Genomic DNA, 14,053 nt, shown 5'->3' on the forward strand with positions numbered 1-14,053 from the left:
GCTTGGGTAGACGTGGCTCTTGCCGCAAGTCCACGGGTTCGGCAAAAGCAAAGGCCCGCATCGCTGCGGGCCTTTTCAATGGCTGCTTGCGGATGTCTCAAACGCTGGGCCGATGCCTTTCCTTCACCTCGCGAAGAAGTTCAAGCATGTGTTCCCGCTGCGCGCGCCGCTTCAGCTCCTGCGCTTCAAGCAACTGCTGCCGCATCGTCATCGGCCGCAAGGCCCGGTCCGACGCAGCCGTCGATGACGGATGCATGATGTGCGTGAAGTAATGGACCCATGCCCGGAAGTGCAGCGGCGATTGGGGGTGCGATTCGAGTTTCATGGTCAGGACCTTCTGCGCATGCCACGGCCAGAGCGATGAATCTGCGCCAGCGGTCGTTAGCCGGCAGTGACGTTATCGATAAGGCATCTGCCTGCGCGGAAGAGTGCCGGGAAAGGGCGCTGGGGACACTACCGGACCCGGTCCATGAGTCGGCCTGGCTGCGGAAAGCCGGTCCTGAATCCGCACTGGAGATCTTCCGATTCCTGACATCGGCCATCTTGGGCCCGGTGTGCCGTGCCCCCATGGTTTCCGGGAAGTGGCTGGCGATGATGGAGAGCGGAGCATGAAATCCTTCGGCAAGGCGCCGCAAGGCGAGCGGCTGGAGCGGCTGCACGATCTGCCGCTGTGGGACGGCGAGCGCTTGCGCAATATCCATCCGGTGCTGCCCGGCCTGCGCGATCCGCAAGCCGCGCGACCGACGCTGCGCGAGTTCCTGTGCGGCGACGACAACCGCACGCCGCCGCAGCCGTTGCCCGCGCATGACCCGCGCGAGGCTTGGTTGCGCAAGCCGGCGAGCGGGTTGCGCGCCACCTGGCTGGGCCATTCCACGGTGCTGCTGGAGATCGACGGCTGGCGAGTCCTCACCGATCCGGTGTGGGGTCAGCGTGCCTCGCCGTTCACCCTGCTCGGGCCGAAGCGTTTCCAGCCGGTGCCGGTCGGGTTGCGCGACCTGCCCGCGATCGATGCCGTGGTGATCTCGCACGACCATTACGATCACCTGGACTTCCCGACGATCCGCGCGCTGGCGAAGTCGAAGGTGCCGTTCGTCACTTCGCTCGGGGTCGGCGCCCATCTCGAGAATTGGGGCATCGCGCCTTCGCGCATCACCGAGCTGGTGTGGTGGCAAAGCCATCGCGTGCCCGGCACCGGGCTCACCATCACCGCTGCACCTTCGCAGCATTTCTCCGGCCGCGGCCTGAAGGACCGCAACCAGACGCTGTGGTCATCGATGGTGATGGCCGGCGAGCGCCATCGCGTGTTCTTCAGCGGCGATACCGGGCTCACCACCGAATACGAATCCATCCGCGGCCGGCTCGGGCCGTTCGATCTGGTGATGCTCGAGGTCGGCGCGTTCCATCCCTCCTGGGGCGACATCCATCTCGGCCCCGCCAATGCGCTGGCGGCACATCGCCTGCTTGGCGGCGGCGTACTGATGCCGGTGCACTGGGGCACGTTCGCGCTGTCCACGCATGCCTGGGATGAGCCGGTCGAAGACCTGCTCGCGCTGGCTGACCCCGACGACACCGCGTTGCTGCTGCCGCGTCTCGGCGAGCCGGTCGAACCCGTCGAGCGCCGCGAAGTGCAGCCGTGGTGGCGGCGTGGCCAAGCCGTGGGCGAGAGATCCCCGATCAAAGCCGAGCCACCCGAGGCCGTCATCAGCGGGCAATTGAGCGACCAGTTGCCCTGGCCGCTGGATTGAGCGGTGTGGCATCGGGAAATGATGCCGGGAAGAAACGGCAGAAAAGGTGCCAGGGACAATTTCCGGAAGGCTGATCGACCCTGCTACTCAGGGCGGGGGTGTCCAACGCGCGGCAACAGGCCAGTTCGGACTTGATCGTTATTGCCAAGGCGGAGCGGCCGTGCCGTTGGCGGGTGCACCTACAACATACCAACCGATGGGATACGACCACTGGTCGACGCCTTGGTCAGGGGCAGAAGGAATGGGTGCGTTCCCCGAAAAGGCAATGTCGGAACCTGGTAGTCCACCCGTACTGATCGTGGAGTTTGCCTGGTCTAAGATGTAAAGACCTGTAGCATTAATGCCGTTGGCTTCAATGATGTAGCCGGCCGAACCTAATCCACCTATTCCGCCGCCACTCCATAGTCCGCGGCCCGAAAATCCAGTCTGGTTACCTTTGGCATCAAATAGACGTGAATAAATAGCACCGTAAACCGAGCCATAACCTGCCGGGCCATTGGCATAGGGTTGATAGTATTCCAAGCCCATGCTGTTACCCATGAATCCACCGCCAAAGGCCCATACGTTGGCAAGGTTGATAGTAGAGCTGAGATTGGTCGAGACAAAGCCGTCGCCCGTGCTGTCCCAGATATACAGGTCGTTTGCCGGGCTGGTCCAGAGGATGCTCAGGCGGTTCGAGGGTGAGTAATAGCCAATGCCGATCGGGTAATAGCCACAAGCGATCTTGAAGATCCGGTAACCCGTGCGTACGGAGCCACGCATCGTCCAGTAGGCAAACTCGCAATCGGAAGGATCGAGCCACAGCAGATCATCATAGCCATCGCCATTGATATCGCCGGCACCGATCAATTGCCATTGGCTGGGGTAGCTGCCGATCTCCGTTGATATCCAGCCGCCATGCTGATTATTGGTCCACAACCAGAGGTCACGTTTGGGGCTGGTAAAAATCAGGTCAGCAAAACCGTCGTTGTTGAAGTCACCCGTGGCGCCGATGAAGTAACCGGGCGTAACACCAAAGGTGTGGGTTCCCGTGCGCGTGACACCGCCACCGCTGAAGGGTACGCCTACGGTGGTGGCCGTCATGGTCCAATAACCCGCCTGGCTAAGCGTCGGATTGAACCAGAGCAGGTCGGATGTGCCGTCCCCATTGAAATCGTTGGGCACGTGCGAGCTACCAGGGATCGGCGTCGAGACCTGCAGCGCAGGCAAGGTCCCGAAGGAGACAAGCGGTGAGTAGGGCGCCGGAGGTGATGTCGACGAGGCGGCTGGCAGCGCCTGTCCACGCACATCTTGCGCATGCGCACCCGTGGCAAATGACGCGGTGAGCAGGCACGAAAAAACCACGCCACCGAAGTGGCATTTCTTGTTCGGCATGACGCCCCCTGTAGACATTCGGAACGGCGTTCCGACCCCTGTCCTGGGCGCATCTTATCGGATCCAGGCGCAAAGAAAAGTCCACCGTGTTTTCCTGGAAAGGACCGGTTAGACGGGAAGCTGGCGTACGTGAGGGCGGCAGGTGTCGGCCCAGACCGAAGTTCTCGCGCACCCGCAGGTTGGGCTCATGGCCTTAGTGCAAGGCGCTATTTGGAAGTTAATCTGGCCTGTTTCCAAACCACGTTTCCCGCTTGCTGGCACTTTGGCGGACCGCCGTGATGGCTGCATGTAGCCATCAATGGAATCGAATCATCAACGTTCGGAAAAAGAGGCGAGGTTAGGCTCATGAAGCCACGCTTAGCACCACTCTTGATGTGCAGGTGGAGGGCGTTCCTTAAACCTTTTGCCTCGCCAGTGCATCTCAGTTGCGAGAGCGAATTCAGACGCTTGCCGCTGATCCGATCACACTGGAGAGCACATGCTTTTGTCCTTCCCGCGTACGCTGGCTGTCGGCCTTGCGTTGCTTGGCTTGTCCCTGGCATGGCCTGCGGGTGCCGTCGGCGGCAATGCGCCTGATGCCGTGTACACGAGCATTGCCCGCGACATCCGGGCGGAGATCGCATCGGGCCGCCTGACGGGTGTCTCCGTTGCACTCGTCCAGCACGGCCGCATCGTGTGGGAGCAGGGCTTCGGGTGGGCCGACCGCGAGGCGCGGCGGCAGGCGACGGCGCATACGCCGTTCTCGATCGCCTCGACCAGCAAGACGTTCACGGCCGCCGCCGTGATGACCCTGGTGAAGGCGGGGAAGATCGCGCTCGACGCACCTGCGAACGACTATCTCGGCAAACACAAGATCGTCGACGGGCATGGACCCACTGCGGCGGCCACCGTGCGTATGCTGGCCTCGCACAAGTCGGGCCTGCCCACCTTCTTCCTGATGTACGCCGATGGAGAGGAAGCCCGTGCGCCGTCCACGGACGCCTTGCTGCGCGACTACGGCCACGTGGTCGCCCCGCCGGGCACGCATTACGAGTATTCGAACCTGGGCTACCAGGTCCTCGACGACATCGTCCAGCGCACCGCGCACGAGGATTTCGGTGCCTATCTGGAGGAACACATCTTCCGACCGCTGGGCATGAAGGACAGTTTCTTCGATACCGATGCGAAGCCCAGTTCCTCGCTCGCCGTTCGCTACGACGACGAAGGGCACCGCATGCCGTTCTACCTGACGGCGACGCCCGGCTCGGGCGAGGTGTATGCCAGCGCGGACGACTTGGCGCGCTGGGCCATGTTCAACCTGAAGGACCATCTCGCCGACCAGGCACCGATCCTTTCCGACCGGGAGCTGGACGAACTGCACGAACCGGAAAGCCTGATCGGGGCCAGCCAGTACTACGCCTTGGGTTGGGACGTCTGGGAACGCCCGGACGGAACGCGCGTGGTCGGCAACCCGGGCGGGCAGGCCGGCGTCCGTTCCGAATTCGTGCTGGTGCCTGGCGCCGACGCGGCTTGCGTGGTCCTCAGCAACCGGCATTCGGACCGGGAGTTCATCGAGAAGCTGAGGGACCGCCTGCTCGCCAGCGTGGTGCCCGGGTGGCCCGGCATTCCTTTCTACAACACACCGGCTCCGGCGCCCCTGCATCCTGCAGGGGAATACGCGGGGGAGTGGAAGGGTTCGTTGACTGCCCAGGGCAAGACGGTTCCGGTCGCACTGCGCATATCGCCGGATGGCAAGGCGACGTTTGCGGTTGGCGATGCACCCGCTGCCGTGCTCGAGGGCCTTGGATTGCTGGACAAGCGGTTTGTGGGGGATACCACCGGGATGATCGAAGCGCCCGATGCGGAACGCGAGCATCTGCGGAAAATCTCGCTCGACATGCGTCGTGATGGCGAGCGGCTGGTGGGCGAAGCCGTTGCCTGGCGCATCGCGGTGGACCGCATGGCCATCGTGCCCTACCACATGGAGCTGAGGCGTCGGGGTGCGGCACAATGAAGCGCGGGGAAAGGTGCCAGGGACAATTCGAGAGACGTCAGCACGTGCCTTGAATTGTCCCTGTCATCATTCTTGCAGAGAGTGACCAGCCACTTGCCACGCCATTGATAGGGAGAAGGAAGCCCGTGAAAGCCCCAGCCATCCGATCCGTTGCATGCGGTTTCGCCGCCCTGCTGTCGTTTGCCGCGCTCGCGCAGACGCCACCCGACCTCACCGACCTGGTGGGGGCTCGCGGCAGCTCCGGGGAAACGCAGATGCAGGCGCGCGGCTACGAGCTGATACGGGCGTCGAAGACCAGCGGCACCTCGTGGACATTCTGGTGGAACGATGCGCGCCATGCTTGCGTATCGGTTTCCACCGTCGACGGCCGCTACGCCAGCCTGCAGAAGGTGCCGGCTGCCAACTGCAGCACGTCACCGTCGGGCAACAGCGGCGACGACATGGGGAGCGCCCCGGAGGCGCTCACGCTGGTCTGCTACGGGGAGGGCGTGCATTCGACCTACGAACCACGCCACAGCAGTGGTTACAACCCCGACACCAAGAAAACCGAGTCCTCGGTCAAGATGGAATCCGCGCAGGAACATTTCCGCACCACCGTCACGCTGGAAGTGGGTCCGCAAGGCGGGCGCATCCAGCTGGAGGGGAAGATGGTGCCGCCCATGCACGACAAGGCCGTGGATGGCTGGTGGCCGCTCTCGGATGTCCATTTCGACGATGACGCCATCACCGGCAAGTACCACATGAACTTCGTCAGCAAGCCGACGATCCAGGTTGACCGTCACACCGGCGTTCTGACCATCAAGGGCACCCAGAACTTCAGCGGCAAGTGCGAAAAATCGACTGGCGGACGGAAGTTCTAGACCAGCAAAACGCGGAGCGGGGACGGGCTCACTTTCGTGATCGTCGAAAAGGAAAAGAGAGCCTGGTCCTGTTCGCTGCCGCATCTTTTTTCCGCGCCGCACGCGCGATGTTGCACGCCGACTGGTGTACGGCTGCCCCGTTCCTGGGGCACTCTTGTCAACCGGCTGGCGGCTTGCCGGTGAACACCGCCAGTTGCGCGGCGAACGCGCGCTTGAACGCTGGCCGTGCTTCGCCACGGGCGACGTAGGCGGCGAGGCTAGTGAACTCGTCCAGCAGGCCCGAGGGTTTCAGCCGCTGCAGCGTGTGCACCATCATCAGGTCGCCCACGCTGAACGCGCCGTCGAGCCAGTCGGCCTCGCCGAGTCGGATGGCAAGCTCGCCCAGCCTGTGGCGGATGCGGTCCTTGATCAGCGGCAGGCGTTCCCCGGTCCAGGGCTTGTCGCTCTCCGCGAACTTGGCGGTCTGCAGTTCGAGGATGGGTGGCTCGACCGTGTTGAGCGCGGCGAACATCCAACTGATCGCGCGTGCCCTGGCGTTCGCGTCCTGCGGCAGCAGGCCCGCGTGGTGCTGCGCGATGTGGAACACGATGGCGCCCGATTCGAACAGGACGAGTTCGCCTTCCTCGTAGGTGGGAATCTGCCCGAACGGGTGCAGCGCGCGATGCGCGGGTTCCTTCATGGCCTTGAAAGAAACCAGGCGAACGTCATAGGCCTGGCCCGTTTCCTCCAGCGCCCAGCGCACGCGCATGTCACGCGCGAGGCCCTGGCCGCGGTCGGGTGAGCTTTCGAAGGCGGTGATGGTTGGGGTCATGGAGAGGCTCCGGGTGATGGCATGGATGGCAGGTGAACCACGTTCGTCCTGAGCGTAGGCCGAAGGCCGCACACGGGGTGTGGGCATGGATGGCTACGGGCTTTGAGGAGCAAGGAAGTCGAAGGATAAGCCGGCTATGGGCCGTCCGTGTCTCGCGACGCTTCGACTGCGCCCGCTGCGCGGGCCACGCTCAGCGCGGACGGTTAAGGGGCGTCAACTCGCGTGAACGGCCGAGGGGCAAGGGCGAGAAGCTGGCAGGTGCCGGCATCAACCGCGCCGCGCCGCCTCGATCGCGGCGATGTCGATCTTCGTCATCGTCATCATGGCGTCGAACGCGCGCTTGGCCGCGGCGGGGTCCGGGTCGGTGATCGCGGCCATCAGCATGCGCGGGGTGATCTGCCACGACAGCCCCCACTTGTCCTTGCACCAGCCGCAGGCACTGGGCTGGCCGCCGTGGTCGATGATCGCGTGCCACAGGCGATCGGTCTCCGCCTGGTCGTCGGTGGCCACCTGGAACGAGAACGCGTCGGTGTGCGGGACGCCGGGGCCGCCGTTGAGGCCCAGGCACGGGATGCCCATGACCGTGAATTCCACCGTCAGCACGCCGCCCTGCTTGCCCGCGGGGTAGTCGCCCGGCGCGCGATGGACGGCGCCCACGGCGCTGTCCGGGAACGTTGCGGCGTAGAACGTCGCGGCGTCCAGGGCGGTACCGTCGTACCAGAGGCAGATCGTGTTCTTGCTCGTCATCGGGAGACTCCTGGTGTGAGGTAGTGAACGCATTTTCGTTGTCGTCGGTGAGGCCTGCTCAGTCGGGAATCGTCGGTTCCACCAAGCGTTCCAGCAGGGTCAGCGATTCCTGCCAACCCAGGTAGCACTGCTCGGTGGGGATCACATCGGGGATGCCGGTCTGCTCGATCTGCACTTCGGTGCCGCAGCTCACCTCGCGCAAGGCGATGGTGGTGACCATGGTACCGGGCAGGTTGGGGTCGTCGAAGCGGTCGTCGTGGACGATGCGCCGGTTCGGCAGCAGTTCCAGATACGTGCCGCCGAAGCTGTGGCCGTTGCCGCTGCTGAAGTTGCTGAAGCTCATGCGGTAGCGGCCGCCGACCCGCGCGTCGAGCTCGCGCACGCTGCAGGTGAAGCCGTCCGGCGGCAGCCACTTGGCCAGCGCGGCGGGATCGAGGAAGGCGCGATAGACGCGTTCGGGTGGAGCGGTGAACACGCGCAGCAGGCGAACGGTGCCGGACATGGTGGATCTCCAGGTGGGTGGCGAGATGGGTCTTCACTGTGGCGACGAACGGGCGAGCCACATATCGACAAGGGGGCGCCGATTTCTCAGATCGTGGGTCGTCGTCATGTCAGCACGCGTGTCCGTGTCGCGTCCGATGTCCGCTGCGAGTGTCCGCGGACGGATGTCCGTTCGTTGATGGTCGACACGGGAATGGCTTGGGAATGCGGTTTTTCAGGCCTCGCCCGGGTTGGCACGGTGCTTGCCATATCCATCTCGAAAGCTTCATTCCCACTCAACGGAGAGCCGCCATGAAATTCGAGACCCTGATGCTGCAGAGCCTGTTCACCGCCTGCCTGCTGATCTGCGTGATGACCGTCGGCGGCATGTTGCTGGCGTGAGTGGATCAAGGCGCCGGCGAGCTTCGCCGGTCGCTTCCGCGCATGCGGCTTCGTCTTGCGCGCGTGCATGTTTTCGATGTTGTTGCGGATGTGTCATTCGGCATGCATGACCTCCTGCCCATGGGAGTCGGTGTTCCCGAGCAGTAGTCTGCGCGCCGTCATCCGACGAGGTTTTCATCGGGTGGCGGCGGATCGATGTGCATCGAGAGTTTCCGGCGACATGCCGGTTTTGGGCGGCACGGTCCGCCACGTTTCACGGGCACATGGCCAAACCCCTGGCGTGCCCGTGCTTTCCCCACTGATATCAAATGGAAGCCATAACCATGAACAGCATTTTCTCGAAGCATCCTGTTTCGCGTCGCTTGAGCCGCAGTCTGATGCTGGCCGGCATCGCCGGCGTGTTCGCGCTGGCCGGGGTTTCCACGGCCAGCGCACAGGCCACCACGGGCTCGGTGTTCGGCAAGGCGCCGGCGGGCTACGCCGTTTCGGTCCGCAGCGCGACGACGGGTACCGGGCGCACGGTCCATGTGGGCGACAGCGGCCGCTATTCCGCCCGGGAACTGCCCAATGGCGTCTACACGGTTACCTTGAAGGACAAGGATCAGGCCGTCGCCAAGCACCTGAACGTGGAGGTGATCGTGGGCCGCGGCGTCGAGGTGGATTTCGACTGCAACAAGATCAAGTGCGGCGAGATTGCCGAAGCGAAATGAGCCATCGGGCATGTCGATGCCCTGATGCGCTGTGGATGGAACGGAAAGGCCCGGCGGGAAACCGCCGGGCCTTTTCCTTCAGGCGCAGGATGCGGCAGCTGCGTCCGTGAGCAGGAAATCCAGCGCTTCCTCGCACGGCGCATCCACCTTCAGCGCGAGCAGCGCGTCGGCGCGGGTGCGGCCCAGCGTGACGGCGGCGACGGGCTTGCCGGCCTGCGCGGCGGCGTGGGCGAAGCGGTAGCCGGAGTACACCATCAGCGAGGAGCCGACCACCAGCATCGCGTCGGCGCTGCGGCAGGCGTCCATGGCGGCGGCCACGCGATCACGCGGCACGTTTTCACCGAAGAACACCACGTCGGGTTTCACGATGCCGCCGCAGTGCGGGCAAGGTGGTACATCGAAGCTGGCGAAGTCCTGGTGTTCCAGATCGGCGTCGCCATCCGGCGCATCGGCGGCGTCGAGGTGCAGCCAGTCCGGATTGCGTTCGACCAGTGCGTGCTGGAAATCGTGGCGCGCGCCGCGCCAGTCGCAGGCCATGCAGCGCACGGTGTCGAGCCGGCCGTGCAGGTCGACCACGTTCGCGTTGCCAGCGCGCTGGTGCAGGCCGTCCACGTTCTGGGTCACCAGCAGCTCGACCTTGCCCTGCCGTTCCAGTGCGGCCAGCGCGTGGTGCGTGGCGTTCGGCTGGGCGTGGCCGAAGCGGCGCCAGCCCACCATGCTGCGTGCCCAGTAGCGGCGGCGGGTGGGCAACTCCTGCATGAAGGCCGTGTAGGTGACCGGCGGCATGCGCTTCCACTGGCCGTCGCGGTCGCGGTAGTCGGGAATGCCCGACGCGGTGCTGCAGCCCGCGCCGGTGAGCACGAACAGGCGCGGGTGGGATGCGATGAAGTGCTGCAGCGGGGTCATGGTTAGCGGCATTAATGCCCCTCTCCCTGTGGGAGAGGGGTTGGGGTGAGGGTGTGGGCGAAGCGTGCTGTTGAATCCGATCGCAAGGTTCGTACTTTGCGCTACACCCGAACCCTCATCCGGCGCTTCGCGCCACCTTCTCCCAGTGGGAGAAGGGAGAACTTCAGGCAGCCTTCGCTTCGTGCTTCAACGTCGCCATGTCGATCACGAAACGGTATTTCACGTCGCCCTTGAGCATGCGTTCGTAGGCCTCGTTGACGTCCTTCATCGCGATCATCTCGATGTCGGAGACGATGCCGTGCTTCGCGCAGAATTCCAGCATCTCCTGCGTCTCGCGGACGCCGCCGATCAGCGAACCGGCGAGCTGGCGGCGCTTGAGGATCAGGTTGAACACCGTGGGCGACGGGTGGGGCGTGGCGGGGGCGCCGACCAGGCACATGGTGCCGTCGCGCTTGAGCAGGGTGAGGAAGGCGTCGAGGTCGTGCGGCGCGGCCACGGTGTTGAGGATGAAGTCGAAACTGCCGGCGTGCAGCGCCATCTGCGCCGGGTCCTTCGAGATCACCACCTCGTCGGCGCCGAGGCGCTTGGCGTCGGCCTGCTTGCCCGGCGAGGTGGTGAACAGCACCACGTGTGCGCCCATCGCGTGGGCCAGCTTCACGCCCATGTGGCCGAGGCCGCCCAGGCCCACGATGCCCACCTTCTTGCCGGGGCCGGCGCCCCAGTGGCGCAGCGGCGAATAGGTGGTGATGCCCGCGCACAGCAGCGGCGCCACGGCGGCGAGCTGTTCGGCCGCGTGGGCGATGCGCAGCACGAACTTCTCGTTCACCACGATGTTCTCGGAGTAGCCGCCCCAGGTGTTTTCCTTGCCGCGGCCGTTGTAGGTGCCGGTGAAGCCGTTCTCGCAGTACTGCTCCTCGCCGTCGGCGCAGGAGGCGCAATGCTGGCAGCTGTCCACCATGCAGCCCACGCCCACGGTGTCGCCGGGCTTGAATTTCGCCACCTTGTCGCCCACGGCCGTCACCGTGCCCACGATCTCGTGGCCGGGCACGGACGGGTAGAGCGTGTTGCCCCACTCGTTGCGCGCCGTGTGCAGGTCGGAGTGGCAGACGCCGCAGTACAGGATGTCGATCCTGACGTCGTGCGGTCCGACGGCGCGGCGTTCGATGGCCAGCGGGGCCAGCGGCTGGCTGGCGGCGGGGGTGCCATAGGCGCGGGTATGGGGCATGGGGATACTCCGGTGCAGTGGTACGAAAAGATCTGGCCAGCTTACGCCCGGAGGACGCAGGCCGGGAGCATCGTCCGTGATGGGGGCGGCGGACGCGTTTGCAAAGGCCCGCGTGGCCGCCTGCCATTGAAGCGGGATGGCGCGATGCCCATCATGGGCGGACTGTCCCCGACGAGAGTCCCGCATGTCCGATCTGTCCGCGTTCGCCGTCAACCGCCGCTGGCCCGCGCAGCATCCCGACCGCATCCAGCTCTATTCGCTCAACACGCCGAATGGCGTGAAGGTGTCGATCATGCTGGAGGAAACCGGGCTGACCTACGAGGCGCACCTGGTCGACATCGGCAAGGACGAGAGCCACCTGCCGGAGTTCCTCGCGCTGAACCCGAACGGCAAGATTCCGGCGATCATCGATCCGCAGGGCCCGGGCGGCCAGCCGCTGGGCCTGTTCGAATCCGGCGCGATCCTGCAATACCTCGCGGAGAAAAGCGGCCGGTTCCTGCCGGCCGATCCGGCGCGGCGCTGGGAGACGATCCAGTGGGTGCACTTCCAGATGGCCTCGATCGGGCCGATGTTCGGCCAGGTGGGCTTCTTCCACAAATACGCCGGCCGCGAATACGAGGACAAGCGGCCGCTGGCGCGCTACGTCAACGAGTCGAAGCGCCTGCTCGGCGTGCTCGACGAGCGCCTCGCCGGGCGCGAGTGGATCATGGGCGAGGAGTACACCATCGCCGACATCGCCACGCTGGGCTGGGTGAACAACCTGATCACCTGGTACGAGGCGCGCGAGTTGGTGGAATACGAGCGCTTCGGGCACGTCGACACTTGGCTGCAACGCGGACTGGCGCGGCCGGCGGTGCAGCGCGGGCTGAAGATTCCGTCCAAAGGCTGAGCACGGTTCCGGCACATTGAACGGACTGGCGGGGAGAGCGGCGATGAGCAAGGTACTGGTGACGGGCGGAAGTGGTTTCATCGGCAGTCACTGCATCCTGCAGCTGCTGGCGGCGGGCCACGAGGTGCGCACCACGGTGCGCAGCCTGCAACGCGAGGTCGCGGTTCGCGCCATGTTGAAGCAGGGCGGCGCCGAACCGGGCGCGCGGCTCAGCTTCGCCGAGGCCGACCTCGAGCGCGACGAGGGCTGGGCGGCAGCGGTGGCCGGATGCGACTACGTGCTGCACGTGGCCTCGCCGTTTCCGCCGACGCTGCCGAAGCACGAGGACGAGTTGATCGTGCCCGCGCGCGAAGGTGCCTTGCGCGTGCTGCGTGCCGCGCGCGATACAGGCGTGAAGCGCGTGGTGCTGACCTCCTCGTTCGCGGCAGTCGGCTACGGCCACCCGCCGCAGGCGGCGCCGTTCGACGAGAGCAGCTGGACCGACCCGGCCGGCGACGACGTGCAGCCCTACGCGAAGTCCAAGACGCTGGCCGAGCGCGCGGCCTGGGATTTCATCGCGCGCGAGGGTGGCGCGCTGGAATTGTCCGTGGTCAATCCGGTCGGCGTGTTCGGACCGGTGCTGGGGCCGGACTACTCCACCTCGATCCTGCTGGTGCAGCGGCTGATGGATGGCGCCATGCCCGGCTGCCCGAAGCTGAGCTTCGGCGTGGTCGACGTGCGCGACGTGGCGGACCTGCACCTGCGCGCGATGAGCGACCCCGCCGCGAAGGGCGAACGTTTCCTCGCGGTGGCCGGGGATTTCATGTCGATCCGGGGCATCGCCCTGGTGCTGAAGCATCGCCTGGGCACGGCGGCCCGCAGGGTGCCCACGCTGCAGTTGCCGAACTGGCTGGTGCGGCTCGCCGCGCTGCGCGATCCGGCGGTGAAACAGATACTGCCCGAACTCGGCAAGTACAAGAACGCCACCGGCGTCAAGGCGCAGCGCTTGCTCGGCTGGGCACCGCGCCCGAACGCGGATGCCGTGGTCGCCACCGCCGAGAGCCTGGTGCAGCTGGGCTTGCTCAAGGCATGAGCGCGGGCCGGCGACGCACTGCCTCCGAGCCCGGGCAGCGAGGACTCCGCATGCAGACCTGGATCGCCCTGCTGCGCGCGGTGAACGTCGGCGGCACCGGCAAGCTGCCGATGGCCGAGTTGCGTTCGATGTGCGAACAGGCGGGCTTCGCTGACGTGCGCACCTACATCGCCAGCGGCAACGTGGTGTTTCGCAGTGCGCTGCCGGAACGCGAGGTGGTGGCGGCACTGGAGTCGCCGCTGGCGGCATACGCCGGCAAGCCGGTGGGCGTGCTGGTGCGCACGGCGGCCGAGATGGCCGCGGTGCGGGCGGCCAATCCGTTTCCCGATGCACCGGGCAATCGCGTGGTGGCGATCTTCCTGGACAGCCCGCCGCCCGCCGACGCGCTGGAACACGCCAGCGGCCGCAAGCATGAGGCGATGGCGCTGGGCCGGCGCGAGATCTACGTGCACTACGGCGACGGCATGGCCGATTCGCGCCTGCGCATTCCCGCGGCCAAGGCCGGCACGGCGCGCAACATCAACACCGTCGCCAAGCTGGCGGCAATGGCGGCGGCATGAGATGGATGGTTGCTCGAACCCTGCGCTGCATCGATGCACGCCGGCGGATGCGCGCTTGATGGACGATGTGTTGCTTGCCCTGATCGACGCGCTGGAACACAAGCGTTCGCTGGATGCCCCGGATCGCCTGCGTGAGCGCATCGAGGCGCTAGCAGGCTGTTGAGAAACCTCCGCGCGCCGCCGCGGTCATAGACGTTCTCAATCACTGACCGCCCGATCCGATGCGCAGCCCCGACGTCCAGCAGCTTGGCATGTTCTCGTATGTATCGGTCGAAGACC

The 14,053-nt window shown here is 65.5% G+C and carries 14 protein-coding genes; 7 read left to right on the plus strand and 7 right to left on the minus strand.

The features are described 5' to 3' along the window. Nucleotides 1–97 precede the first annotated feature (97 nt). Entirely contained in the window at nucleotides 98–325 is a 228-nt protein-coding gene (locus tag B0E52_RS13095) for a hypothetical protein (protein ID WP_077484417.1), read from the minus strand. 283 nt (nucleotides 326–608) lie between these two features. Between B0E52_RS13095 and B0E52_RS13105 the strand changes: the two genes are divergently transcribed. Continuing rightward, nucleotides 609–1,745, plus strand: a complete 1,137-nt coding sequence (locus B0E52_RS13105) for an MBL fold metallo-hydrolase (RefSeq protein WP_077484421.1) — start codon at nucleotides 609–611, stop codon at nucleotides 1,743–1,745. A gap of 138 nt (nucleotides 1,746–1,883) precedes the next feature. Here the strand turns inward: B0E52_RS13105 and B0E52_RS13110 are convergent, their stop codons facing one another. Further along, nucleotides 1,884–3,119: a VCBS repeat-containing protein gene (locus B0E52_RS13110; protein ID WP_168174193.1), complete on the minus strand. Its 1,236-nt coding sequence runs from the start codon at nucleotides 3,117–3,119 to the stop codon at nucleotides 1,884–1,886. A gap of 478 nt (nucleotides 3,120–3,597) precedes the next feature. Between B0E52_RS13110 and B0E52_RS13115 the strand changes: the two genes are divergently transcribed. After that, a complete protein-coding gene (locus B0E52_RS13115; protein WP_077484425.1) occupies nucleotides 3,598–5,112 on the plus strand; it encodes a serine hydrolase domain-containing protein in 1,515 nt (504 codons plus the stop codon). A 125-nt stretch (nucleotides 5,113–5,237) separates the two neighbouring features. Then, nucleotides 5,238–5,972: a hypothetical protein gene (locus B0E52_RS13120; RefSeq protein WP_139351681.1), complete on the plus strand. Its 735-nt coding sequence runs from the start codon at nucleotides 5,238–5,240 to the stop codon at nucleotides 5,970–5,972. A 157-nt stretch (nucleotides 5,973–6,129) separates the two neighbouring features. Here the strand turns inward: B0E52_RS13120 and B0E52_RS13125 are convergent, their stop codons facing one another. The 3 genes from B0E52_RS13125 to B0E52_RS13135 form a co-directional block, all read right to left on the minus strand. Beyond that, nucleotides 6,130–6,783 (minus strand): glutathione S-transferase family protein, encoded by a 654-nt coding sequence (locus B0E52_RS13125; protein WP_077484429.1) that lies wholly within the window; start codon nucleotides 6,781–6,783, stop codon nucleotides 6,130–6,132. A 267-nt stretch (nucleotides 6,784–7,050) separates the two neighbouring features. Then, a complete protein-coding gene (locus B0E52_RS13130; protein ID WP_077484431.1) occupies nucleotides 7,051–7,530 on the minus strand; it encodes a VOC family protein in 480 nt (159 codons plus the stop codon). 58 nt (nucleotides 7,531–7,588) lie between these two features. Then, complete coding sequence (locus B0E52_RS13135) at nucleotides 7,589–8,032, minus strand: SRPBCC family protein (RefSeq protein WP_077484433.1); 444 nt, start codon at nucleotides 8,030–8,032, stop codon at nucleotides 7,589–7,591. A gap of 703 nt (nucleotides 8,033–8,735) precedes the next feature. Here B0E52_RS13135 and B0E52_RS13140 point away from each other — a divergent pair. After that, nucleotides 8,736–9,122: a carboxypeptidase-like regulatory domain-containing protein gene (locus B0E52_RS13140; protein WP_077484485.1), complete on the plus strand. Its 387-nt coding sequence runs from the start codon at nucleotides 8,736–8,738 to the stop codon at nucleotides 9,120–9,122. Between the two features lie 78 nt (nucleotides 9,123–9,200). Here B0E52_RS13140 and B0E52_RS13145 read toward each other — a convergent pair whose 3' ends face one another. Further along, a complete protein-coding gene (locus B0E52_RS13145; protein ID WP_077484435.1) occupies nucleotides 9,201–10,028 on the minus strand; it encodes an NAD-dependent protein deacetylase in 828 nt (275 codons plus the stop codon). A gap of 163 nt (nucleotides 10,029–10,191) precedes the next feature. Further along, a complete protein-coding gene (locus B0E52_RS13150; RefSeq protein WP_077484437.1) occupies nucleotides 10,192–11,253 on the minus strand; it encodes an NAD(P)-dependent alcohol dehydrogenase in 1,062 nt (353 codons plus the stop codon). Nucleotides 11,254–11,437: 184 nt separating this feature from the next. On the opposite strand from B0E52_RS13150, the gene B0E52_RS13155 reads away from it, so the two are divergent. From B0E52_RS13155 to B0E52_RS13165, 3 genes are read left to right on the plus strand one after another with little or no spacing between them, the layout of a single operon-like run. Beyond that, a complete protein-coding gene (locus B0E52_RS13155; protein ID WP_077484439.1) occupies nucleotides 11,438–12,142 on the plus strand; it encodes a glutathione S-transferase N-terminal domain-containing protein in 705 nt (234 codons plus the stop codon). Between the two features lie 43 nt (nucleotides 12,143–12,185). Beyond that, entirely contained in the window at nucleotides 12,186–13,214 is a 1,029-nt protein-coding gene (locus B0E52_RS13160; RefSeq protein WP_077484441.1) for an aldehyde reductase, read from the plus strand. Between the two features lie 50 nt (nucleotides 13,215–13,264). Beyond that, nucleotides 13,265–13,774 (plus strand): DUF1697 domain-containing protein, encoded by a 510-nt coding sequence (locus B0E52_RS13165; RefSeq protein ID WP_077484443.1) that lies wholly within the window; start codon nucleotides 13,265–13,267, stop codon nucleotides 13,772–13,774. Nucleotides 13,775–14,053 lie beyond the last annotated feature (279 nt).

It is taken from the genome of Rhodanobacter sp. C06 (genome assembly GCF_002001105.1).
Classification (GTDB): domain Bacteria; phylum Pseudomonadota; class Gammaproteobacteria; order Xanthomonadales; family Rhodanobacteraceae; genus Rhodanobacter_A.